The following is a 25,183-nucleotide window of genomic DNA, read 5'->3' on the forward strand; positions in this document are numbered from 1 at the left end:
GTTTATTTGACTCACCATTAGATATTGGCAATAATCTAGTCGGGTTACTCTGGGCTTTTTCATGACTTTATGCTACTACGTTATTCTCTAGATTAGCAATATCTGTTAGTTTCTGCGTAAGTCCTAATTATGATAAATAGACTTCTTGCAAAAGTCATCGCTTAAGCTCGAAATCAATCACACCTGCAAATAGCTTCATTCTCAAATCAGAACGCTGACGACGATTGCGATATCGTTAGGCTACGATTTTAAACAACTTAATCAAACCTATTTTGTGCTCAACCAAAATACAGAGTTTAGCTAAATACTGATTCACTTGTTTGCAATAGTATAATAACTCACCACCTTTGGGCTTTTTAAAGGGAGGGAAAGTCTGCTTATGAAGTTTGGCTATACCTTGATATCCGCTGTCTGCTAAGTAGCTGGTATTTTCAGGTAACCAATCAGCACAAGTTTATTTGTAAGGGCTAAAAAAGCGTTCGGTATTCACGCCAATAAGTCAGTGTAAGCAATATCTGATCCTCCAATCTAAACTCGCTTGGACGACCTGATTTAGTCTTTGCTGCATCGTTTTACTCAAGTAGTTTATTTATGTCAGGCATGACGATCATCTGATTGTGAGTGATACATTCGTTCTAAATCATGACGCTACTTTTGCAAGAGGTCCAATACATGAGCCTGCAGATATGTTGATTGACGATAAATCTTAGATTGTACCAACAGTCAGGTTTGGGACTTTCCCAAACCTGGAGCCCATCGAAAAAACAGCTTAAGAGAGAACTTAAATAGTTATCGAGGTCAGCTTTTATATTCTATATGCCATAGTTGATTCGCTTCAAAAATATTATGGTTTACCACCTGTCTTATGGATTCGATATCAAATTCTCTTTTGTCTTCAGATAGTCGTAATACCCTTGGTAGACGGCTGATGCCTAGTTGTCCATCTGCTAATGCATAATGCCTATAGTTTTTATTTATAATTTCATCACATTCGAATTCTATGTATACCATACCTTTGTTTTGAGATTTAGCCATGCGCACAATCGATCTAAAAACTTCTTTTTTAAGGAGTAACTTCTCTTTAGCGATTTCCTCCAGCGTGTAATTAGGCTCTCTTCCCAATGCAATTTTTTTCCAAAAGCTTCCTTGTTCTTTGATTGTAAAGTAATTATCGAGATTGTTTTTTAGGTCTTCAAGTTCTCTTATAGATATTTTAGTCTCATTTAATTTTTCTTTAACCATGAAGAGCGGCATACCCATAACTTCTGAACGCTCCTCTATGCTTGACTTCTGAGAGAGAATAAAATCGTGGGATTTTGTCAGTAACTTTCTTAGTGCCATTAATTTAATTAACAAAATTTCACTACTGTTAGAATACATGACTAAAGGTTGTAATCTAAAATCCTGAACACTCTCTATCATTTGCTTAAATAATTTATCCAAATGATAGGATAGATAGTCTTGATCATCTTTGTTATGAAGTATGGTTTGAATTCTGGGTATTTTTTGAAGTATTAATACCGAAACTTGCTTTTCGTAAGTTATCATTCGTTCTTTTATAATAGCTTCTGTAGAGCCACCAACTTGTTCTAGACGTTCTTTTAGTAAGGGTTTTAAATATCTCTTACGCATATTTTGGATTTCATTAATGAAACTCAGAAGTGTATCGGGTGTCCCTCGATCAAGCGTGTAAAACCGACTCATAGCATGAGAAGCATGGGATAGATATTGTGAATCATGCATATCCTCTTTTTTGAGAACAACATGTGTCAAATAGATATATTTTTCATCATTAATTCCACTGCTATCTTCATGAAGAAACCGTCGAAAAGAATAGGGGTTCTTGCCAAGTTGATCTGTACCTCCAATTAAAAACCAGTATTTCTGTCCTTCCACAACAAAAAATCTTCTATCTTCTCCCTCATTTCTGATAAAAGGGGGTAGATAAGTAAATTCTTGAAAACTTACGTCTGATGAATCCCACTTCCGGAAGTCTTGACCTTGTATTTTCTGCTTGATAAAGACCTCTTTTAGGTATGATTTAACCATGTGAGAGTCCAGCTTGCGGAATCCAGGGGCAACTTTTAATTTAACAGTGTCTATCCATTGTGCTAAGTCATATAAAAAAGCTATTTGTATTCTTTTACGATTTTTACGCTCATATAGCATATTTCGCATGTCTAAGTTATCTAAGCAACCAAATATTGCTTCAATTTCATCAGCAAGTTGTATAGCATCATAATACTCAAAGCGTGAATCAATGATTTTGGACATGTCTGATGCTATGGCAATTAGATCATTATTATGAGTTTGAATATCTTCCCTAGTTTTTTTTAAAGTAGTAGGACGTTTGTATATTAATCCTTTGTTAATATCAAAGTAGATACCTCGAGGTTCTAGTATGTTTTTGTGCACACTATCTTGACTCTCTTTATCTAACTCTGGAAGGATATTTTGTATTACTTCACGCCAATCTTGACTTAGGCTGGGATCCAGAGATTTTAATTTATAAAGCTGATATTCAGAAAGGTCATGAATATTCATTATGTTTATTCCTTCAGAAATCTTTTATCTCGTGGATGGTATACTAATACTGATGCTAATAGTAGACAAAAGTAATATAATTAAAGAAGAGGGAAGGACATTGCTCTTAGACCTCTTGCAAAAGTCATGGATTAAGTTCGAAATTAACCACACCTGCAAATAGCTTCATTCTCAAATCATAACACTGACGACGATTGCGATAGCGCTGGGCAACGATTTCAAAGAGCTTAATCAAACCTATTTTGTGCTCAACCAAAATACGGAGCTTAGTTAAATTGTGAGTGATACATTCATTCTAAATCATGACGCTACTTTTGCAAAAGGTCTATTGGAAATGCTGAGAGTAGCGCCTATCTGTCAGAAGTTAAAGGTTATAGTAATACTTATATACTCAACGATCAAAATGACAGATCCTTGCCAAAAGTACCCAATATCAGCGCTTGTCAGTCCATCACAGATGCTACTGATTGGACGTTAACAACCCAACAGAAAATACTTGCTGTTGCCAAAGCTCCTTCTAATGCTCGTATTGAATATGATAGTCCGAATGATGCCCCTTGCCAAGTGCTGTCTTAACTTTTGTATAGAATTTTTAAGTATGTAGATAAAAAAACCACCTATCAGCATATCGCCGTTAGGTGGTTTTTTATTATCTCTTAGATTAATTTCTTAAGTGGTTTTAATTATTTAACTACTTCTCAAGATACTGAATCTTACCCTCAACACCATCCCACTTTTCAGAATCCGGCAAGCTTTCTTTCATCTCAGTGATGTTTGGCCACTTTTGCGCCAGCTCTTCATTCAGCTGAGTGAATATCTCCTGTCCCTTAGGCACTTCATCTTCAGAAAATATCGCATTGGCAGGGCATTCGGGCTCGCATAGCGCGCAGTCGATGCACTCGTCAGGATCGATGACTAAGAAGTTTGGCCCTTCATAAAAGCAGTCCACAGGGCAGACTTCCACACAGTCGGTGTGTTTGCAAAGGATGCAGTTATCTGTAACGACAAAGGTCATGGCGATGGCTACCTGTTATTGGTTCGGCGTATGAATAAATAAAATAGATTGAAAATAAGGCGTATTTTAGCGCTTTTACGTCCATTTAACAAACCTCTTTAACGATTAATGAGTTGCTTAAGGTTGTAGAGTAAATCATGGGCTTGCTTGGGCGATAAGCTGTCAGGATCAATCTCGTTAAGTTTATCATACAAGCTAAGCATTTGTTTTTGTTGTAGATTATCAACCCGTTCATTTGCTTGGGTGCTGTCATTAATAGTTGTTTCGCGTGCATCGTTGGTATAAGCGTGCTGGCGTTCATCCGTTGTTGACTTAGCTAAGTCATTTTTGTCATCAGTCTTGTCATTCTTAATAGCTACTTTATCCGTTGCCTTATCACTATCTAGCTGATCAATCAGATAGCGTTTGGCATCATTAAGCACTTGGGTGGGGATACCGGCCATTTTTGCCACATGGAGTCCAAAGCTAGAGCTTGCTGCGCCTTCGCGAATTTGATGGAGTAGTAATAGTTGCCCATCGATATCACTAGCTGCCACGTGTACGTTACGGATGCCGTTATCGTTGTTATTGTTATTGTTATTGTTATTGTTGTTGCCATCATTTTTACCCTGACGATTATTATCAAGATTCTGGGTCAGTTGCGTCAGCTCAAAGTAATGGGTGGCAAATAAGGTCAGGCAGCCGATTTCTAATAACCGATTGACACAAGCATGGGCAATAGCTAATCCGTCAGTGGTAGAAGTGCCGCGTCCAACCTCATCCATCAGCACCAATGATTTATCGGTTGCCTGATTAAGAATATTGGCGGTCTCAATCATCTCCACCATAAAAGTCGATTTGCCACCGGCTAAATCATCCGCTGAGCCAATACGAGTAAAAATACGGTCAATATCACCTATATGCGCACGTGCTGCTGGCACAAAGCTACCGCAATGAGCGAGTAGCACGATTAGCGCGGTTTGGCGCATATAGGTCGACTTGCCACCCATGTTAGGGCCGGTAATCATCAGTAATCGTTCAGGATGGTTGCTGCTACCGATTTGGCAGTCATTGGCAACAAACTGGCTGGCGTGTTCAGGATTGCTATTATTTGTTGGATTTAGAGCGGCTTCAACGACGACGTGGCGACCTGCGCTAATATCGATGCTGGTTTGGCTATGAGACTGGCTTTGCAATGGACTCTGCAATTGGTTTTGCGATTGGTTTTGAAAGTCAAATTGAGTTTGCTGGGCGTTATGGTCTTCATTGGTGTCTGCATTATTTAAGATATTTATATTTATATTTTCATTTGATAAGTCACTGTTTTCTAAATTATTGCTCATGACCGGACGCTGCCATTGATAAGTAATGGCGAGCTGGGCCCAATTGCTAAGGACATCTATCTGCGCGATAGCGGCGCTCAGTTGTTGTAGCTCAGCTAAGTGAGTGCTCAAATAAGTGAGCAATTCTTGATACAGTTGCTTTTCACGAGCCAGCGCTAAGGTTTGCGCGCTCAGATATTCGGTTTCGACGTCTTTTAACTCATCAGTGATAAAGCGTTCGCTACTCTTAAGCGTTTGCCGTCGGATAAAATGGTTGGGCGCATTCTTGGCCTGCATCTTAGGTAACTCAAAATAAAAACCACTTACTTTATTAAAGCCCACTTTTAGACTTGGCAATTGATGTGCTTGCCGCGTACGCTCTACCATCTCATCCAGCGTTGCTTGGATATTGTCATGCAAATGGGTGAGGCGATCTAAATCATCGTCATAACCTGCTGCTAACATACCACCATCACGAATATGGGCGGGTGGTTCCAGAATAATAGCGCGTTCAATCAAGTCAGCCACTGCTTGTACGCTCGGTAACTGCGCGGGTAGTTGCTGCATTAGCATTGGTAATAAGCCAGCATGTTCAGGCTGAATACCGGATTCGGTAAGTAAGGTAGTGAGGTGTGCGCTACTGGCAATTCCATCGGCAAGCTTGCGTAAGTCGCGCGGCTTAGCGCTCATCAGACCGATACGACTGCTGATACGTTCAATATCACCGATAGTATGTAGGGTCTCGCGCAGATTTGTTACTAAGACAGCCCTTTTCTGATCCGTAGTATTGTCCGCTACTAATAAACTCGCTATCGCATCTAAGCGTTGATTGATACGCGTATGTTGACGTAATGGCCGCTTCATTTGCTGCACTAATAGCCGCCGCCCCATCGGGGTCTTACAATGGTTCAGCACCGATATCAACGAGGTACCGTTAACGCTGACCGGCGTGAACAGCTCAAGGTTCTGCTGACTGTTGGCATCAATGATCAGATAGTCGTCACTATTTTCGACAATAAGCTGATTTACTTGCGGTACTTGGCGTTGCTGAGTTTGGCGCGCATAGTGAATAAGCGCTGCACAGCTAGATTGAGCCAGTGGTGCATCGGCAATACCTAAGCCATCAAGGCGCTGCACCCCAAACTGTTGGCATAGCGTTGCGGTCGCATGGTCACGGTGAAAGTCGGTTGCTGCTACTTCGATAATCGGACAGTCGAGACGACTTCTTAGCCACAGTAGCCATTCCTCACCGCTGTGGTCATTAAGGGCTTCGCTGACGATACATTCACTAGGCGCAAAGCGTGCCAATATGGTCAGCATTTGCGCTTGCAGCTCATCCATATTATCAGAACTGACATTGCTATCGGCACTGATATCGGTACTTAGCGTTTGGGTGATCAAGGTCCCTGCTGCTAAGTCCATTTGACTAATTGCAGCCTGTAATGGTTGATTGCTGTTGGCTTTAGGAATTGAAATATCAATAGCAACCACAGTGGGTGTATGATTGGGCGCGATGAGTGCATCATCGGTAATGGTACCTGCGGTAAGAGTTTTGACGACTTCGCGGCGCATGATAGTGGTAGGTTTGGCTTTGCTTCCTTTAGCCTTGTTATCATTATTAGCATTACTATTTTTCTTACTTTTCTCGCCCATGACTGGCGTATTAGTACTGCCATCAGCAGATTCATCAATTTGCTCACAGACCACGACCGTTTGCCCAGCGGCAATCAGTCGCGCCATATAGCTGTCTGCCGCATGAAACGGTACGCCTGCCATCGCAATGGTATTACCCGCTTTGTCCGTACCACGGCGAGTAAGAGTAATGTCTAATAGTTGCGCGGCACGCTTAGCATCATCGAAAAACAACTCATAAAAGTCGCCCATCCGATATAGCAGTAACGCCTGCGGATAGTTGGCCTTCATAGTCAGATATTGCACCATCATCGGGGTGTGGTCAGCCAAATAATAGATGGCATCGCCTATAGTCAGTTTTTCAGATTCGGTATTGGCTGACGCATTGATTGACGAGCTATTATTGGATAAAGAGTTATTCTGAACAGAAGGTTTAGCAGTCATGCAAGGTCTCTTATTTTACTTGGCTTAATAGGGGTCTTAAAATTAATTTGGCTTGGATAAAGATTTGGTCTATATAGTCATCAAATTGATAAGATAATTATATAAAAATAATGACAGAATAAGCTCTATTTTAACATGTCTAATCACGTTTTGACGTCGGCAAATATCTGCCTTTTACCCTTGTATCCATCAGCGTCATAACCATATATAATGACGACACACTTAATTGGGTGATACTTAGTCGAGTGATAAAAAGGCGGTAGGCTGGCCTTTAATGACTTTGTGCTGATTATCGAATATTTCCATAGGTTAAAAAATTATGTTATCAAAGATTGTAGGCAGTGTAGTTGGCACCAAAAATGATCGAGAACTCAAGCGCATGCGCAAGGTGGTCACTAAGATCAACGCACAAGAGGCTGGCGTACAAGCCCTGTCTGATGAGCAGTTGCAACAAAAAACGGTAGAGTTTAAAGAGCGTTTCCTAAAAGGCGAGAGCTTAGATGCGCTGTTGCCTGAAGCGTTTGCCGTCTGCCGCGAGGCATCGCTACGTATCACAGGTATGCGTCATTATGACGTGCAGCTAATCGGTGGTATCACTTTGCACGAAGGAAAAATCGCTGAAATGAAGACCGGTGAGGGTAAAACCTTAATGGCGACCTTGGCTATTTATCTGAATGGTATTAGCGGTAAAGGCGTTCATCTGGTGACCGTCAACGATTATTTGGCCGCCCGTGATGCGGATTTGAACCGTCCGCTATTTAACTTTTTAGGCCTGACGGTTGGGGTTATTTACTCGCAGCAGCCGCCGCAAGAAAAAGTCGACGCGTATCAGGCTGATATTACTTACGGTACCAACAACGAATATGGCTTTGATTATCTGCGCGATAATATGGTCTTTAGCTTAGCTGAGAAAAAGCAGCGCCCGCTAAACTTTTGTATTATTGATGAGATTGACTCCATCCTTATTGATGAAGCACGAACGCCATTGATTATCTCAGGGCAAGCCGAAGATTCGTCACGGATGTATGCGCTGATTAATACTATTATTCCCGTGCTGATTCGCTCAAAAGATGAAGAAGCCAATAAGAATAACGAAGAAGAAGACTTTTGGATCGATGAAAAAAACCGCCAAATTGAGATTAGTGAAAAAGGTTATGAGAAAATCGAGCGCTTTTTAATCGAAGTCGGTGAGCTGGGTGAGAACGAAAGTTTATATAGCCCCAGTCGTCTGCCATTATTGGCACACGTACAAGCGGCCATTCGTGCCCATCATGTGTTTGTCAAAAACGTTCACTATATTGTCGATGAAGGTGAAGTGGTTATCGTTGATGAAAACACCGGACGTACTATGCCTGGTCGCCGCTGGTCAGAAGGGCTACATCAAGCGGTAGAAGCCAAAGAAAACGCTGAGATTCAAGCAGAGAATCAAACCCTAGCGACCACAACTTTTCAGAACTTCTTCCGTCTTTACAATAAGCTATCAGGCATGACCGGTACGGCGGATACTGAAGCAGCAGAATTTAAATCTACTTATGATTTAGATGTCATCGTGATTCCGACCCATGAGCCGATTGCTCGGGTTGATATGGATGATCAGATATTCTTAACCAAGCTAGGTAAGTATAAAGGTATCATCCGCGAGATTAAAGAGATTCAGGCTAAAGGCGCGCCAGTACTGGTCGGTACGGCAACCATTGAAGCCAGCGAAGAGTTGTCTTATTTGCTGGATCAAGAAGGCGTTAAGCATAACGTTCTAAATGCTAAGCAGCATGAACGCGAAGCAGAAATCATCGCCCAGGCTGGTAGCCCAAAATCGGTTACTATCGCAACTAACATGGCAGGCCGGGGTACAGATATTATCCTTGGTGGTAACTGGCAGTCATTTATTGAAGATCCGGAATCGGTCGGTCCGGAAGAAATGCAGCATTTACGAGCCCAATGGAAAGTGAAGCATGACCAAGTGGTTGATGCGGGTGGACTACATATTGTGGGTTCTGAGCGTCACGAATCCCGCCGTATTGATAACCAGTTACGGGGTCGTGCTGGACGTCAAGGCGATCCAGGTATGTCACGCTTCTTCTTATCGCTAGAAGATGACTTGATGCGTATCTTCGCTGGTGACCGCGTGGTCAATATGATGCGCGCTATGGGTCTCACAGAAGATGAAGCCATTGAGCATAAAATGGTCTCAAAATCGATCGAAAACGCTCAAGGTAAAGTTGAGAGCCGCGACTTTGATGCCCGTAAAAACCTGCTAAAATATGATGACGTGGCCAATGATCAACGTAAAGTTATTTATGGTCAGCGTGATGATTTGCTAGATGATATGGATTTGCTAGAGGCCATTAAAGTCATGCATCATGAAGTCTATAACGCCATGATTAGTCAGTTTATCCCGCCAGGTTCTGTCGATGATCAGTGGAATGTTGATGGACTGGAAGATGAGCTCGAAAATGAATTTAAAGTAGCGATGCCAATCAATGATTGGCTCGATGAAGACCGTCGTCTAGATGAAGAAGGACTGCGCGCTAAAGTTATTGAGACCGCGCTTGAACATTATCATGGACGACGTGAGCAAATGGGGGAGCAAAATGCTGCTCAGCTTGAACGTCACTTTATGCTACAAAGTCTCGATAAGCACTGGAAAGATCACTTAACGCAAATGGATCAACTGCGTAAAGGCATTCACTTGCGCGGCTATGCTCAAAAGAACCCTGAGCAAGAATACAAGCGCGAGTCGTTTGAGCTGTTCCAAATGATGCTCGGGGCGATTAAGTCAGAGACTGTCCAAGACTTATCACGTGTCCATATTCCGACCAAAGAAGAGTTAGAAGCGTTGGAAGCGCAGCAACGCTCGGATGCTGCACAGATGCAAATGCAATTTGAGCACAATGACGTTGACAACCTAGCTGGTGAATCGCAACCAGAACCGCGCAATCAAAACTCAAGCGCTCAAAGTCAGGCTGCACGCGCTAATGGCCAAATGCGGGTCAATGTTGCTGGCGGCGTGGCAGCAGCGGGCTTGAATGGGGCTGATGCTGAACCCAATCCTTATGCCAGTATGAATATTAGCCGTAACGCCCCTTGTCCTTGTGGTTCTGCGCTTAAATATAAGCAGTGCCACGGCAAAATCTAACGGTTAGCCCTTCGTAAGATATAAAAAAGTCCCTTTCTATTTGTAGAGAGGGACTTTTTTTGTAGTCCTTGCTTACAAATTCAACATAGGCGTAAATATGTGGACACGCTATAGTATTTAGCATCTTAACATAGGAGAAGAATATGAAACTAGGACCATTAAAACAACTACGAGCTTCTGTCTTAGTCACCGGTCTACTGGCCAGTGCCATTAGTCTTAGCGCTTGCCAACAGCAGCAAGAGCCGGAGCCAAGTCTAGAGGACAGCATTAGTGCAGAACAGTCCGTTCCTATGTCAGCTGAACCTGCTGAGCCTAATGATATAGCAGTGACTACCGAAGATGCCTCGTTGAATGAAGTGCAAGACGATACCGTTGCTACGGTAAATACCGGCGTGACCCAGTTAACGTATTTGTGCGCACCTGAGCTGAAGATTGAAGCGACTTATAAAGACGAAGCCAACCAAGTTGTTTTGGCCACTGGCCAAGGAACTTTGACTTTGACCAAAACCAATGAAGGCAGTAATCCTGAAGTGTTCGAAGCAGCAACCGCGCTTGATGGCGGTGAAGGCTTTGCCCAGTGGCGTGTTGCTCATGAAGACCGTGCAACTGGCGTGATGCGTATGGCGGGTGCCGACGAAACTAACGTCAACACTTACGAGTGTAACAAGACCTAATAGGGCGAATTACATATCTTATAAAGGCAGCTTTTTATAGTTCTTACTTTATGATTTATATAGTACCGTCCAATTTTTATTAACAGTCACAAAAAAAGCAACGTTCGCGTTGCTTTTTTTTGCATCTATTTTTAATACCGTTGTTTTAAACCTATTTATTTTTCATCAGTGCGTCCGGCTTCATGGTCTAAAAAACCTTCTTCTGTTACATCAAGCTCTTCGTGTTTGAGCTCGACTGTAATACTATCAGTGTGAGTATGCGTGGTTTTGTTGACTTCGACTTCTTGGACCACATAAGTATCTTTGGTAATGGTAGCCACTTGCCGCGACAATATAATCTCAACTGGCTCATCGCCAATCTCAACTTGTTTACCATTAATCGTAACGACTGCCTTACTGTCTAATGAGGGCTCAACGTGGCGCAATATGTCCTTATCATCATAATTACCCGATAATAAATCCTGACTCTCAGTATCATGATAGTCAGTTCGAACGGTGATATATTCTTCTACCAGCTCAATAGGTACTTCAATCGTCTTGGTACGGGAGTGCTTAGTAACAGTCACTTTACCAACATCCAAGCGCTCTTTATTAACAACGGGGCGTTCTTCTAATAGCTCTAGGCGGCCGATATTACCGACGTTACCTTGTTTATCGAGTGATGTATCTCTAGCTGCCACATCCTCAGGTGCAGGTAGTTTATTCTCACTACTAAGGTCAGAAATTTTGGCAGCTTTAGTGTTAGCAATATCAGTAGGAGACAGGGAAGGGTCGGCATTATTGTTATTATAATCAGTAGTCATGATTTTATTCCTTATTATTAAGAGTGAAGATTATTAAGAGTGAAGAAGCTAAAAAAGGCTATTTAAAAAAGGCTATTTAAAAAAGGGTGCTTAAAAAAGCAGGACAGATCAGAGGTTTAATAGCATATTTCACATTCATGTCCATGCTGACATAAAAAAAGACCAGAGACGGGCTCTGGCCTTAATTTACTGAGCCGAGAGACTCAGCAGCTTGTTACTATCACCTTCATACTTATCTATTTGCATAAGTTAGTGACAGATTAGCTTATTACATACCACGAGCGCGGCGTACATCATCGGCAGTGATATCATCACGGTCTACACGTTCGCCTTTACTGTCAACAACGTTACCGTCACGGTCAATATCTAACTCTTCGCGCTGGATAGTTTCAACGATAGTTTCAGTATGACGTTCAGTAGTCTTACCAACGTTTACCTCTTCCTTAACATAGGTCTCTTTAGCAACACGCGCACGTTCAGCTTCTAGCTCAACTTCGATAGTCTCATTACCATCGACGTCACCGATATGGCGATCTGTTGGACGGTCTACATTGGTACGTTCGATATGAGCGTGCTCTTCTTCTAAATCTACATCTACGTTACGCTCCTCTGTTACTACATGTTTACCGACTTTCACTAAACCGGCTACGATACGGTCTTTATTAACAGTTAGACGTTCTTCTAACAGCTCAAGCTTGTTAGGTGCATCATAGTGAGTGTCTGCGATTTCCGTACGTTCTTCAGTAGGTACAGAATCAGCAACAAATGCTTTGCGATCATTTTCGTGTTGCTCTTTATAGCTGTACTGATAGTCATGGTCGTATACTTCCATAGCATCTACTTGTGCTTCGGTTAAGCTATCGAAGAACACGTCATCACCAACGATACGAGCCAAACCTGCGGGTACTAGCACTTCTTTTGAGCTGAACCAACCGCCTGCATCTACGATTAAATAACGGATACGGCCAGTAGTGTCTTCTACCAAAGCACCATCAATCTTACCGATTTTTTCTTCGTTGACGCCGTAAGCAGTTTTACCTGTTGGGTCATAATAGTCGTCACCGATTAGGTCACGATGGGTAGCTTGGATGTCTTGTAAACGAATTAGTTGGCTCATTGTTGTCTTCCTTTTGTATGAGTAAATGGTTAAAAGTGAAACTCAAAACAATAGCGCTAAACACTAACGCTAATTGTAAACATGTCGTTGATTGCCTGGTTTTAAAAGCTCGATGTTGAAAGCTTGTTCAACACTTAGCAGTAGTTTGGTATTCTGATATTTCTTACTATTACAGTTAGGAAAAATATAATTGTTAGGATATTTAATAACTATAATTAGCCGCTGCTGCATCAACTTGTAATTATCGTAACACCTGATTTTTGAATGAGATATATAAGGGAGGTAGCAAAGTGTGCATCTGACGTAAATGCGTGTAATGGACTGTAAGTAGCCCAACATCGTCTGGGTATAAGTTAACGCTTTCTTACGTTCATAAATGTTTCTTACACATTTTTAATCTACAGACACAAAAAAACCGCATTGTATGCTGACAATGCGGTTATGTTTACTTCTGATGAAGAAAGACTTATGTATTAAGCCTTACATTAAGTAAAAGTACTAAGTCAGCTCAATAGCCACTGCAACGGCTTCACCGCCACCGATACATAAGGTTGCGATGCCTTTTTTGCCGCCAGTACGTTTTAGCGAGTTAATCAAGGTTACTAAAATACGTGCGCCTGAGCAACCTACTGGATGACCAAGGGCACAAGCGCCGCCTTCGATATTAACTTTTGCGTGATCAATTTTTAGTTCGTCCATGGCAATCATAGTGACCATCGCAAAGGCTTCATTAATCTCCCACAGATCCACATCTTCAACTGACCAGCCAGCATTGGCTAAGACTTTTTCAATGGCACCAACTGGAGCGATAGTAAATTCGCTTGGATGACGTGAGTTTGAAGCGGTCGCAATGATGCGTGCTTGGTACTCTAAACCTTCAGATTTTGCTTGGGATTCTTTCATCATAACGACGGCAGCAGCGCCATCTGAGATTGAGCTGGCATTGGCCGCTGTGATAGTACCGTCTTTGGCAAAGGCTGGACGTAAGGTTGGAATACGTTCAGCATTAGCAAGACCCGGCTCTTCATCAGTCTCAACTGTTTTTTCGCCTTTACGGGTGCTAAAAGTAACTGGCTCAATCTCATTTTCGAAATGGCCGTCTTTGATAGCGGTTAGAGCACGGTTGAGCGACTCAATAGCGAAGTCATCCATTTGTTCGCGAGTATAACCTCTCTCGTTTGCTAAATCTTGAGCAAACTGGCCCATCAACTTGCCGGTTTCGGCATCTTCTAGACCGTCTAGGAACATATGGTCTTTGACTTCTTTATGACCCATACGATAACCCTCGCGTGCACCTGGCATGAGATAGGGCGCATTGGTCATAGATTCCATACCACCAGCAACTGCGACATTGAAGCTACCGGCTTTGATACCATCATGTGCTTGCATGACTGCTTTGAGTCCTGAGCCGCATAGCTTATTGATAGTAACCGCGCCAGTGGCATCTGGCAAACCTGCTTTACGCATGGCTTGGCGTGCAGGACCTTGACCGAGTCCAGCGGTCAGAATACAACCCATAATCACTTCATCAACGTTATCCGCGCTGACACCAGAGCGTGCTACCGCAGCTTTAATAGCAGCTGCGCCTAAGTCTGTGGCGCTAACATCTTTTAGAGCGCCTTGAAAGCCACCCATTGGCGTACGCGCACCATTAATAATTACAATCGCATCATTTGACATCGTTATTCTTCCTTGTTTGCATGTTTTAAATTAAAAGCTCAGCGCTTATTAAGCTAAATTGATATAAATTTAAGCTGACACCTTGTCGCTCTAGCTAGTAATGAGCACTAAATAGTCGTAAGGCTAAGTAGTAACACTAAATAATAGTGAAAGCTAATAGTATTGAAGGCTAATAGTATTGAAGACTAAGTATTATAATGCGCACGGGTTAATCAAAAATCAAGTCGCCCACCTTACAAATCGCTCAACTTAGTATTTAACAAGACAGTTATCAATTGAGCGCGCTGGTTAAGCTAAGTGGTTAAGCCAGCTCATCCAAACGAATACGAACCACTTTATCGGTAATAGTCTCTAGCTTTTCAATTTTTTCAATCGCTAGGTTCATTTGGCTTTCAACTACCGGTAACGTTAGAATAATTACGGGTACTTGTCCCAATTTATGGGCAGGCTTTTGTAAAATCGCATCAATATTGATGCCCGCATCACTCAAAATACGAGTGATGTCTGCTAATACACCAGGATTGTCATAAGCATGAACGCGCAAATAATAGCCCGTTATCATCTGTTCTGCGCGTAGTATCGGCGTGTCAGAGAGCTGTTCAGGAACAAAAGCCAGATGCGGCACATGGTGGCCATTATTGCCCGGATTATTAGGGTCGTTAGTATTCAAAACCCGTACCAAATCCATGACATCAGCCATTACCGCAGAAGCCGTTGCGCCTGCACCTGCGCCATCACCATAATAGAGTGTTTGTCCAAGTGGGTGCGAGTTAACCAATACCGCGTTTTTTACACCGTTGACGTTCGCCAGCAAGGCATCTTGCGGAATCAAGGTAGGGTGTACGCGTAGCTCAATACCAGCGCTTTCATCATTACCTTCATTAGCATCGCGACGCACCGCAAAGCCAACGTGCTTGATACGGTAGCCAAGCTCTTCAGCATAACTAACATCTTGCAAGGTGATGTTCCTGATACCTTCGCAGTAGACTTTATCGAACTGTAAAGGAATACCAAAAGCAATAGAAGCGAGTAGCGCCAGCTTGTGCGCTGCATCAATCCCTTCAACATCAAAGGTAGGGTCCGCTTCTGCGTAACCAAGCTCCTGAGCCTCGAGGAGCACATCTGCAAACGGACGACCTTTATCACGCATTTCAGTCATAATGAAGTTGCCAGTACCGTTAATGATACCTGCTAACCAGTCAACTCTATTAGCAGCAAGCGCTTCACGCATGACTTTTATAATAGGAATGCCGCCAGCAACGGCTGCTTCATAAGCGACGTGAACGTTGTTTGCTTCGGCTAATGCAAAAATCTCATTACCATGTTCAGCCAGTAACGCTTTGTTAGCCGTGACCACATGTTTGCCATGTTTGATGGCATGCATGATGAGCTCTTTGGCGAGGGTAGTGCCACCAATCAATTCGATGACAATATCAGCGTTATCGCTGGCAGCGGTGGCCATTAGATCACTGTTTTGGATAATATTGGGATCGATATCGTCGCGCTGACGGCGCGTGCCGACTTCGGTGATGACAATATCGCGTCCGCTGCGCCGTTTGAGTTCGTCTAAGTTATCGTTTATTAGATTGACCACGCCAGTACCGACGGTACCTAGGCCAAGTATCGCTAGTTTGATGGATTTACTCACAGTATCCTCAAGAGATTAAATGGGTGGATAAAAAAATAGATAAAAAATGTGCTGCTGATCTTGCATAGCGCTTTATCGTATCATACCGACATGCGCTTGTTGCGTCTACTCAATGTCGCCAACGTCGGTAATGTAAACCATGCCGCCTGCAGACAATTGGTTCGCGTTACGGCTACTGTTAGTCAGCGCCTACGGCTTGTGCCAATTGCGCTGCTGGCAGATAACCACCGACTTGCTGTCCGGACTCAGTAAAGATAGCAGGCGTACCGCGCACACCTAGGCTGGCACCCAAGGCCATTTGTTCTTGAACGGGGTTACTACAGCTAGGCGCTTGCACGTTAGCGCCTATTTTGGCTTGATCCATCGCCGCGTTGCGATCTTCACTACACCAGATGGCTTCCATCTTAGGAATGGTCTCTTGGCTACGTGGCCATGCCAAATAGCGCACTTCAATACCGCGCGCATTGATATCATCCATCTCTGCATGTAGTTTACGGCAATAGCCACAATCGGCATCCGTAAAGGCGTAAACCACTGATTTGGTCACGCCTTTTGCAGGGTAGATAACCATGTCTTTTTTATCGACCGCTTTTAAGGCCTCTTGTGCGGTATTGGCGACCAATGCGCCACTGATATCGACTGGTTCACCTTGTCCAACAGCAATGATTTGCCCTTGAATAATATGCTTGCCCGACTTATCGGTAAAAAACGACGGTAAACCTTCAGCAGTCACCCAATAAATACCGTCCATGTCCGTTGGTACAGCAGAAATGATACTTTCTTCAATACCCGATATTTTCAAATTGGCTTGCAGTGCTTTAACTACCGCGGCATCGCTACCCGCTGAGGCAGTATTTGTAGCAGTACTAGAGCTAGTTTTGGCTTGGGCGCTATTAACGATGCTGGTATTATTGGTAGCATCAGCGGCATTGTTAGAACAGCCAGCGGCAACCACCACTAGCAATGCACTCATCATGACATGAGACAGCTTATTGCGAGCAAACTTGTTTTTAGCAGGCTTATTCTTAGAAAGCTTAGCGGTAGACGTTCTAAGGCTAAAAAATGGAGATAAGGGCATATGACGTTTCCTATAGGCAGGCGCGCCTAATCATGAGTTCGTTATAAAAAAGTGCGTTATAAAGCGTTTGATATAATGTTTGACATAGTAAGTGTGAATATATGGCGTAATAAAAGTGGTGAATTTCTATAATTTATTGATAATAAAAGACAAATGCCAATAGGCACTATATTAACATATTTTTGTAAATAGCAGCCAAAGGCTGTTCTCTAACTATTTTAAATATATCAGCTGCAAATAAACATTAACCCATGAAGAGTAAGATACATTTGTACTATTTAATATCATCCTTGGTCTAGGTAATCTACTGCTGATAACACTATTACTATGACACTTTATACAAAGTATTCTGTCGACCCTTTTTTATCGACCCTTTATAGAAATTATTTTAGATTTATTCATTTAAGCGAATTTTCGCTAAGGAGACCCCATGGCAGGTGCCAGTTTATTACTATTGCTTGATGACATTAGCCTATTGATGGATGATGTATCTGTCATGACTAAGGTGGCGGCTAAAAAAACAGCGGGTTTGGTAGGCGATGACTTAGCACTCAACGCCGAGCAAGTGACTGGTGTCAAGCCAAGCCGTGAGCTACCTGTCATTTGGGCAGTCGCCAAAGGCTCTTTTATTAATAAACTGATTTTAGTACCCGCTGCTTTATTAATAAGTACCGTCTATCCACCGTTAGTTACGTTATTGTTAATGTGCGGCGGGCTGTTTTTGGCCTATGAAGGGGCAGAGAAGGTCATTCATAAGTTTTGGCCTACCTTATTGCCGCATGATGAAGAGCAAAAGGCGCGCCGGCAAGCCAACGCCGATGAAACGGTCGATTTGGTCGCCTTTGAAAAGCAAAAAATAAAAGGGGCGATTCGTACCGATTTTATCTTATCAGCTGAAATCTTAGTCATCTCTTTAGGCGCAATAACAGCAGTCGGGGCCGGTATCTTAGAAAAAGCGGTGGTACTATCGATTGTTGCTATTGTTGTGACCGTCGGTATTTATGGCCTAGTTGCAGGTATTGTAAAAATTGATGATGCAGGACTACATTTGATCGAGAAGCCAAATGCTAGTGCTGGTACGCGTAAGCTTGGTAAATTCATGCTGGCTGCTGCCCCAAAACTAATGAAGTTTTTATCGATTGCCGGTACGCTGGCGATGTTCTTAGTCGGTGGTGGTATCTTGGTACATGGTATTGGATTCTTAGAGCATGGCGTAGAAGATTTAGCACATCTAACAGGGGTTTTTGAGAGTGCGACCACTATGTTGTTAAATGGCTTGGTTGGTCTAATTGTCGGCGCAATAGTAGTCGCTATTGTGACTGTAATCAGTAAAGTACGAAATAAAGACCAAGATGCTTCTTCTGCGCATTAAACCAGCAGGCCATTAGTCATTAGGCCGTTAAAAAAGTTCAATTAAGCATAAAAAAAAGCCCCAAAGTTGCTGACAACTTTGGGGCTTTTGCTTGTAGGCTGCTTTTAGTTTTTGGCCATTAGCTTTCGCTATCTGAATTACCCGGCTCTGTCTTTTCAGCTTGCGTGGGTTTTTTATGATCAGTCTTAGGCTTACGACTGCGCGCCTTAGGTACTTTAGGCGTGGTCAAATTAAACATGCCAGTTTGTGGCGATAGTTGCTCGGCCACATTTTCGATCATGTTCTTGTAACTGGCGATGGTCGTTTTTGACTTGCTCGCTTGACTGTCCTCTTTTGCAGAGTCCTCTACCATAGATTCAGCAGCTTGAGAGAAATCATCTTGCTCAACGTCAATCTGCTCGCCAGTCTGTTCAACCGTCACTTCTTGATCTTGATCGGCCTGTAGCATGTGCTCGCTCTCAGCACTGATACTATCGGCCTGTACTTCACTGGCTAACGCGGTTGCTTCAACATTATGGGCATCGACTTCATTAACCGTTTCAGTAGCATCTTGAGGCTGAACATGGTCTTGACTGTGCTGCTCAACCTGCTCGCTAGGTACATTATCACTAGGCGAATTCTCATTAGGGACGCTTAATGTTGCCTGCTCCTGCTCCTGTTCTTGTTCTGATTCATTATAGTCAGAATGCTGACCTCGTGGATCATTGCTAGCACGTTTGTTAATCGCACGCGGTTCAACGGCGGTTTTACCTTGCGCCGCTGCAAACTGGCTGACCGCTTGAGTCATGGTCTCAAAGCGTGCCAAATAATCCGCCGCTAGAGGCTGATAACCGTAGTTACTAAAAGTGAAGGTGCTGACATCAAAGCGGTTTGCATTAACGTCGTCCCTATTCTCTTCACTATCTGTAGTACCGGCAACTCCAGCATTTTGCGTTTGCTGAGTATGAATAGCAATGGCGTCAATAAAGCTGCGAATCACACCGTCATCTGCCAAGCGAGCTGTAGCCTCTGGTAGGATAGTATGAATAAACTCACCAACCGTACCACGTATAGTCGGTACGTTCGTCACTGCTTGCTCACTTGCTGGTACGACTGGTGCCACCGTTGATTGAGCCTGCTGACGACGGACAATGCGCGGGTCATTACTGGCTTGACCAAACTTATTGGCAGTCACATAGTGTTCAGCAAATAACGCATCATGAGTAAGCTCGAGCGCAACATTACTACTAGAGTTACTATCAGCGCTATTGTTCAAGGCGCTGTCGTTAGCAGCCGCAGCCACATTCTCATTACTCGTTTGCTGAGTTTCAAGAACCGTTTGTACGGTATCTGACTCAGCCTCAGCTGCTACTGGCTTTTGGCTGTCAGTACTAGGCTTAGATGTTGGCTGCTCATCTACAGACGGTTTACGGTCATTAGTCTGGCGGTCGTTGTTCTGATCGCCGTTGACTTTATCGTCTTTAGGAGCATCAGACTGTGCCTGTTCCTCACTAGTATTGGCCTGATTAGCACTAACTTCAGTAGTATGAGTCTCAGTAGCACCAGCCTCATCAACATTAGGCCTAGTGGTATCTGCTTGCGTGCTGCTTACAGATTTACTATCCGTATCCTCTGTCTGTTTATCAGCGCTTTGTTCATCAGTACTTTGTTCATCAGTACTTTGTTCATCAGTGCTTTGTTTACTAGTACTTTGCTGAGCAGCGTTATCGTTTTTACTATTTTTAGAAGTATCTTCTTTAGTAACGTCACGTTCAGCGCTTGGTTGATCAGTAGACTGGCGTGTCGCTTGCTCAGGCTTACTATCATCTAAAGATAGATGTACCACTTCTGGTGATTTTGCCTTAGCTGTGGTTTCGTTGACTTGTAATACCACTTCATTGGGGTCTTGATTGCGGCGAGCGCTTGGTTGGCTATTTTGCTTGGTGTTAGCATTGCCGTCCGCGGTTAAGGTCTCGCCACGTTCAAGCTTGCCGCGTGAGCTACGCTGACTGTGCGGCTTACGTTTAGCACGAGTTTGCTCATCGCTTGAGGTGCTGTCTTGCTGAGCCGTGTCATTGCGACTACTATTATTACGTTCAGTGGCACTACGTTCAGTAGTATTACGCTCGCTATCGTTACGTTCGTTATTATTGCGTCCATTATCTTGACGATTGTTACGGTTACGATCGCTACTGCGTCTATTGTCATGCTGACGTTTGTCTTGGCTATCAGACTGTTTGTCTTCACTACTATTAGTGTCATTACTGTTAGCAGCACGGCTATCTAGACTACTGTCTGTAGTGCTGCTATCACTATCGACCGTCTCATTACGCTGATCTTTTCTTTGATGCGGTTTTGAAGACCTTGACTTACGTGGCTTGCGTCTTCTTCTATCGTCCGCATTGCTATTGTCATCATCATCGCTATTCGTACTGGCATTGGTACTGCTGTCAGTATTGCGACGGGGTTGCTGACGATTGGTATTGCTATCTAATTGTTGACCCGACTGTTGATTGTCATTTGGCTGGCTAGTTTGTGGCGCTGATGAACTCTGGGCGCTATTCAAGGCATTGTTATCGACTTGTCCAAACGAGCCTAAGCTTTGCCCGCCATTGTTTACTAGCGCTTCGATGGCCTCAGCCGCATCGCGACTACTGACGCTGTTCGACGTTTGTGCTTGCGGAGCTTGAGCGAACAAGTTGGACAACCAAGCGACTGCTTGCGGTTGAGCCGCAGTGACTTCGCCCGTAGACTGAGCAGCTACAGGAGCAGAAGGAGCATTTTTAGCATGGCTGCTTGAAGCATTGCTATTTTGCGCTGCACGAGTAGTAGAGGCTGGTTCGTTAGTACTATGATTACCACTATTATTACTGCTATTACTACGTTGGTCGTTGCTATTATTGGCGGTGGTGCTTCGTTGACTGGTATTTTGGCTATTAGCGCTTTGGCTATTGTGGTTCTGATCGCTATTTTTCTGCGGCGCACGGCTGCTCTGTTGACTGCTTTGCTGACTACTTGAACGGCTATTTTCAGTATCCGATACTTGACGCGGCTGGCGAGTTGGCTGCTGTTCAGGACGTTCTTTTTCAGCGGTTTGCCAGTCAACATTATAGCCAAGATCGCTGTGTTCTTGTTGCTGAGTGTCGGTAATGCGCTCATAGCTTGTTGGGGCAAAACCATCACGGTTAAAATGTAATTTAAAGTTAGGTGATTCTAAATGCGCATGCGGCAAGATAGTAATGCGGGTACCACTGTCTTGTTCAAGATAAACCAAGCTGTCGCGTTTTTCATTTAATAAGAACGCTGCAATATCAGTCGGTACTTCTGCTTGGACTTCACCTTGGCGCTCTTTTAAGGCGATTTGTTCGATTTGACGCATAATCGATAGCGATAATGAACGCAAATCACGAATCATGCCGTTGCCATGGCAGCGCGGACAAATATAACCAGTCGACTCTTCTAATGACGGGCGTAGACGCTGACGGCTCATTTCCATCAAACCAAACTTAGAGATATCACCAAACTGGACACGAGCACGATCATATTTAGTCGCATCGATTAGACGCTTTTCAACTTCTTTTTGGTGCTTATTGTCATTCATGTCAATAAAGTCAATAACAATCAAACCGCCCATATCACGTAGACGTAATTGGCGGGCAATTTCATCAGCCGCTTCTAAGTTGGTATGGTAGGCGGTCTCGGCAACGTCTGAGCCTTTCGTCGACTTAGCAGAGTTAATATCGATTGAGACTAGCGCTTCGGTTTGGTCGATGACGATTGAGCCACCTGATGGCAAACGAACTTCGCGCTGATAAGCGGTTTCGATTTGTTTTTCAATATTAAAACGGGAAAACATGGGTTCATAGTCGGTATATTTACGCAGTTTTTCCGCTTGTTTGGGCATCACCGCATCGATAAAGCCAGCCGCTTCTATATAAGCGTTTTCGTTATCGATCCAAATCTCAGCAATATCGTCACGCAGATAATCGCGTACGGCGCGCGTGACGACGCCCGCTTCTTGATGAACCAAACGCGGTGAAGGATATTTTTGATTCTGTTCTTGAATCGCCTGCCAGATATTAAGCAGATGGTTAAGGTCGTGCTGTAATTCGTCTTGGTTCTTACCGATACCGGCAGTACGAATGATGACACTCATGCCTTTAGGTAAATCAAGATTGCCCAGCATGCGCTTCATATCTTCGCGCAACTTACCTGAGATTTGACGTGAGATACCGCCGCCACGAGGGTTATTAGGCATTAATACCAAATAACGGCCGGCTAACGATACGTAAGTTGATAAGGCAGCGCCTTTATTACCGCGCTCTTCTTTTTCAACTTGGACGATAAGCTCATCGCCTTCTTTAATTAGTTTTTTGATGTTTTCGTCGCGTGGATTGCCGCTGAGATATTCAGCAGAAATTTCACGAATAGGAAGGAAGCCTTGACGTTGTGAGCCATACTCGACAAACACCGCTTCAAGCGAGGGCTCAACACGGGTGACGTGGCCTTTATAAATATTGGACTTTTTTTGCTCGCGAGTACGATTTTCTAAGTCGAAATCGTACAGATGATTGCCATTACATAAGGCAACACGAATTTCTTCGTTTTGGGTGGCGTTGATTAAAATGCGTTTCATATTAGTATCCTATGAGTACGCATGACAACGACGAGAGTGTTTTTATGGTGGCAGGAGCAAGTACAGCTAATTTAAGATCAGCTGCAGATATTAAGGGACATTTAAAAAATAATAAATAAATAAGCTAGAATTGTTAACCACTAGCGGCTGGTTTTTATAGCCGCTAGTGGTTAACTTCAACCTAAAACTGTCAACCGGAATTCGTTATCAAGAACCAGAATAAATGAGACAGGTTGTAAGTCTGTCATCATTCACTTTATAGCTTCATAAAAGAAGTTATGGCTATCAAGTATCAATATTTAAGCACTGATATGCTAGTACGTTAGCGTTGTGCCAAGCTGTCAGTTGAATGTATGTCAGCTTCTTGCTATCTATATAAGTTGTAAGCCTATATCTAAGGCCTGGCATACTTCTTCTCTAAGGTTTATATTTTAGATCAAATTCTTTTATTTATGAGTTTATCTTTCAAATATTATCAATATCAGCGTGAGCTTTCGTTAAGATGTTGCTGCGCTGTCATTCAGCGGGGCGTACTTGGCAAACAGAATAGTGACCGGATCATCAGCACGGTATCGTTGTGTCTTTTGTTGGTGTCGCTTAAAGATCATTATCTATTTGACCGCCAATAATCAGGCAGCGGTACCTTCTTTACGTCAAGCTACTATCACTTGTTCTACTGCGCGTGCCAGTTAACCTTGCAAGAAAAATTGCAAATCAAATCGTGGTCATGCATTAAATGAGTAAATTGTGTGCTGTTATCGCTCAATAAATTGGATTTTTTGCCAATATTATCAATGCAGTTATATATGGTATTAATACCACTAATTGGGCGCGATGCTATAGATTATCAAGCACTTCACCCTAAAAATTAGATCAAACGTCCAACGGTATCGCGGTATATAGCGTGCACCTCGTTATTAACCAGTAATAAAGATGGCGATTGGCTGTTTACAACAATAACGATTATTGCCGTAACCTATGCTCAATTGGCGTTCAACATGTTAAACTATAGCAAATCTTTGTGTAAATACCTAACTAAAAATGACAAACTCTAAAATGACTGACGACGCACAGACCCATGAAGCCCCTGGCATCTTTAACAGCAAAACCCGTCCGCAAAGCGCCGATGATGAGATTAGCAACTTCGAAAAGGTAAATTACCTCGAAGTGACGCGCCATCAGCACGATCAGCGCTTGGATAACTTCTTGCTTAACCGTCTAAAAGGCTTGCCGAAACCCCACATCTATAAGATGATTCGCTCGGATGAGGTTCGCGTTAATAATAAGCGCTGTAAACCGCATGATAGAGTACATCGCGAAGACGTTGTGCGTATCGCGCCGGTACAGCTTGCGACCCGTGAAAAACCAATTATCAGTACTGAATTTGCCAACAGCTTACTGGCTCGTGTGGTCTATGAAGACGAAGGTATGCTGGTGCTGAATAAGCCATCAGGTATCGCGGTACATGGCGGTAGCGGGTTGAATTTTGGCGTGATTGAAGCCATGCGTGAAGTGACCGGTAAAAAGTACCTAGAGCTAATTCATCGCATCGATAAAGACACTTCAGGGCTGCTGATGATCTCTAAGAAACGCTCAGCGCTCAAAGCGTTGCAGCAACACTTAATAGATAAAACCATCCAAAAGCATTATTTATGCCTAGTAAAAGGGCAACCTGCGATCAACACGCAGCGTATTGATGCGCCCTTGCTACGTTACACCGTTGCTAGCGGTGAGCGCCGCGTCAAAGTGGATACCCAAGACCCACAATCTAAAGAAAGCCAAACGGATATTATCGTACATGGCCGTTTTATGATTAATAATTTGCCGGTAAGTCTGCTGGAAGCCAAACCACTAACAGGTCGAACTCATCAAATCCGTGTGCATTTAGCGCATATCGGTCATGCTATCTTGGGTGATGATAAATATAATGTGCATGACAAAACAGGCGTAAACCGTCTTTGCCTACATGCATGGCGCTTAGACATTCCGGGTTATGAGCCGATTATCGCGCCGTTACCAGACGATATCGCTGCCTTATTAACAGAAGATGTTGAGTTGCCGTCAGTATAGCCAGCTGTGTTGAACCCATCCGATTTACTCAGTAACGGCTACTGTTTAGATGCT

14 protein-coding genes and 1 pseudogene are annotated in these 25,183 nt (G+C 43.3%); 5 read left to right on the forward strand and 10 right to left on the reverse strand.

All coding sequences use genetic code 11. The features are described 5' to 3' along the window. Positions 1-235 precede the first annotated feature (235 nt). Both JMX97_RS14020 and JMX97_RS08910 read right to left on the reverse strand, forming a co-directional pair. Positions 236-421 (reverse strand): annotated as a pseudogene (locus tag JMX97_RS14020) (transposase family protein); the annotation flags it as partial. A 377-nt stretch (positions 422-798) separates the two neighbouring features. After that, on the reverse strand, positions 799-2,544 hold the full coding sequence (locus JMX97_RS08910) for a hypothetical protein (RefSeq protein WP_201557134.1): 1,746 nt from the start codon (positions 2,542-2,544) through the stop codon (positions 799-801). Between the two features lie 414 nt (positions 2,545-2,958). Here JMX97_RS08910 and JMX97_RS08915 point away from each other — a divergent pair, with 414 nt between their 5' ends. Continuing rightward, positions 2,959-3,120, forward strand: a complete 162-nt coding sequence (locus JMX97_RS08915; RefSeq protein WP_201557136.1) for a hypothetical protein — start codon at positions 2,959-2,961, stop codon at positions 3,118-3,120. A gap of 115 nt (positions 3,121-3,235) precedes the next feature. Here the strand turns inward: JMX97_RS08915 and fdxA are convergent, their stop codons facing one another. Together fdxA and mutS are read right to left on the reverse strand one after the other, a co-directional pair. After that, complete coding sequence (fdxA, locus tag JMX97_RS08920) at positions 3,236-3,559, reverse strand: ferredoxin FdxA (RefSeq protein WP_201557138.1); 324 nt, start codon at positions 3,557-3,559, stop codon at positions 3,236-3,238. Positions 3,560-3,657: 98 nt separating this feature from the next. Further along, positions 3,658-6,936 (reverse strand): DNA mismatch repair protein MutS, encoded by a 3,279-nt coding sequence (gene mutS / locus JMX97_RS08925; RefSeq protein ID WP_201557140.1) that lies wholly within the window; start codon positions 6,934-6,936, stop codon positions 3,658-3,660. Positions 6,937-7,255: 319 nt separating this feature from the next. Between mutS and secA the strand changes: the two genes are divergently transcribed. Together secA and JMX97_RS08935 are read left to right on the forward strand one after the other, a co-directional pair. Continuing rightward, positions 7,256-10,072, forward strand: a complete 2,817-nt coding sequence (secA, locus tag JMX97_RS08930) for a preprotein translocase subunit SecA (RefSeq protein WP_201557148.1) — start codon at positions 7,256-7,258, stop codon at positions 10,070-10,072. 143 nt (positions 10,073-10,215) lie between these two features. Further along, a complete protein-coding gene (locus tag JMX97_RS08935) occupies positions 10,216-10,746 on the forward strand; it encodes a hypothetical protein (RefSeq protein ID WP_201557150.1) in 531 nt (176 codons plus the stop codon). 155 nt (positions 10,747-10,901) lie between these two features. Here the strand turns inward: JMX97_RS08935 and JMX97_RS08940 are convergent, their stop codons facing one another. From JMX97_RS08940 to JMX97_RS08960, 5 genes are all read right to left on the reverse strand, one after another. Then, complete coding sequence (locus tag JMX97_RS08940; RefSeq protein WP_201557152.1) at positions 10,902-11,549, reverse strand: YsnF/AvaK domain-containing protein; 648 nt, start codon at positions 11,547-11,549, stop codon at positions 10,902-10,904. Between the two features lie 268 nt (positions 11,550-11,817). Beyond that, entirely contained in the window at positions 11,818-12,666 is an 849-nt protein-coding gene (locus JMX97_RS08945) for a DUF2382 domain-containing protein (protein ID WP_201557154.1), read from the reverse strand. 498 nt (positions 12,667-13,164) lie between these two features. Next, positions 13,165-14,346, reverse strand: a complete 1,182-nt coding sequence (locus JMX97_RS08950; protein WP_201557156.1) for a thiolase family protein — start codon at positions 14,344-14,346, stop codon at positions 13,165-13,167. 301 nt (positions 14,347-14,647) lie between these two features. Continuing rightward, on the reverse strand, positions 14,648-15,994 hold the full coding sequence (locus JMX97_RS08955; RefSeq protein WP_201557158.1) for a homoserine dehydrogenase: 1,347 nt from the start codon (positions 15,992-15,994) through the stop codon (positions 14,648-14,650). A 178-nt stretch (positions 15,995-16,172) separates the two neighbouring features. Next, complete coding sequence (locus tag JMX97_RS08960; RefSeq protein ID WP_201557160.1) at positions 16,173-17,072, reverse strand: DsbC family protein; 900 nt, start codon at positions 17,070-17,072, stop codon at positions 16,173-16,175. Positions 17,073-17,502: 430 nt separating this feature from the next. Here JMX97_RS08960 and JMX97_RS08965 point away from each other — a divergent pair, with 430 nt between their 5' ends. Then, entirely contained in the window at positions 17,503-18,444 is a 942-nt protein-coding gene (locus JMX97_RS08965; RefSeq protein ID WP_201557162.1) for a DUF808 domain-containing protein, read from the forward strand. A gap of 118 nt (positions 18,445-18,562) precedes the next feature. Here JMX97_RS08965 and JMX97_RS08970 read toward each other — a convergent pair whose 3' ends face one another. Then, on the reverse strand, positions 18,563-23,059 hold the full coding sequence (locus JMX97_RS08970) for an Rne/Rng family ribonuclease (protein ID WP_201557164.1): 4,497 nt from the start codon (positions 23,057-23,059) through the stop codon (positions 18,563-18,565). Positions 23,060-24,115: 1,056 nt separating this feature from the next. On the opposite strand from JMX97_RS08970, the gene JMX97_RS08975 reads away from it, so the two are divergent. Beyond that, the gene (locus JMX97_RS08975; protein ID WP_201557166.1) at positions 24,116-25,129 is read left to right on the forward strand and encodes an RluA family pseudouridine synthase; all 1,014 of its coding nucleotides are present in this window, start codon (positions 24,116-24,118) and stop codon (positions 25,127-25,129) included. Positions 25,130-25,183 lie beyond the last annotated feature (54 nt).

The organism is Psychrobacter sp. 72-O-c (assembly GCF_904846605.1).
Taxonomy (GTDB): Bacteria; Pseudomonadota; Gammaproteobacteria; order Pseudomonadales; family Moraxellaceae; genus Psychrobacter.

What these genes read in the sequence shown, in the direction of transcription:
- JMX97_RS08910 (WP_201557134.1), bottom strand. Translation starts at nt 2,544, where the DNA reads ATGAATATTCATGACCTTTCTGAATATCAGCTTTATAAATTAAAATCT.
- fdxA (WP_201557138.1), bottom strand. Translation starts at nt 3,559, where the DNA reads ATGACCTTTGTCGTTACAGATAACTGCATCCTTTGCAAACACACCGAC.
- mutS (WP_201557140.1), bottom strand. Translation starts at nt 6,936, where the DNA reads ATGACTGCTAAACCTTCTGTTCAGAATAACTCTTTATCCAATAATAGC.
- secA (WP_201557148.1), top strand. Translation starts at nt 7,256, where the DNA reads ATGTTATCAAAGATTGTAGGCAGTGTAGTTGGCACCAAAAATGATCGA.
- JMX97_RS08935 (WP_201557150.1), top strand. Translation starts at nt 10,216, where the DNA reads ATGAAACTAGGACCATTAAAACAACTACGAGCTTCTGTCTTAGTCACC.
- JMX97_RS08940 (WP_201557152.1), bottom strand. Translation starts at nt 11,549, where the DNA reads ATGACTACTGATTATAATAACAATAATGCCGACCCTTCCCTGTCTCCT.
- JMX97_RS08945 (WP_201557154.1), bottom strand. Translation starts at nt 12,666, where the DNA reads ATGAGCCAACTAATTCGTTTACAAGACATCCAAGCTACCCATCGTGAC.
- JMX97_RS08950 (WP_201557156.1), bottom strand. Translation starts at nt 14,346, where the DNA reads ATGTCAAATGATGCGATTGTAATTATTAATGGTGCGCGTACGCCAATG.
- JMX97_RS08960 (WP_201557160.1), bottom strand. Translation starts at nt 17,072, where the DNA reads ATGCCCTTATCTCCATTTTTTAGCCTTAGAACGTCTACCGCTAAGCTT.
- JMX97_RS08965 (WP_201557162.1), top strand. Translation starts at nt 17,503, where the DNA reads ATGGCAGGTGCCAGTTTATTACTATTGCTTGATGACATTAGCCTATTG.
- JMX97_RS08970 (WP_201557164.1), bottom strand. Translation starts at nt 23,059, where the DNA reads ATGAAACGCATTTTAATCAACGCCACCCAAAACGAAGAAATTCGTGTT.
- JMX97_RS08975 (WP_201557166.1), top strand. Translation starts at nt 24,116, where the DNA reads ATGACTGACGACGCACAGACCCATGAAGCCCCTGGCATCTTTAACAGC.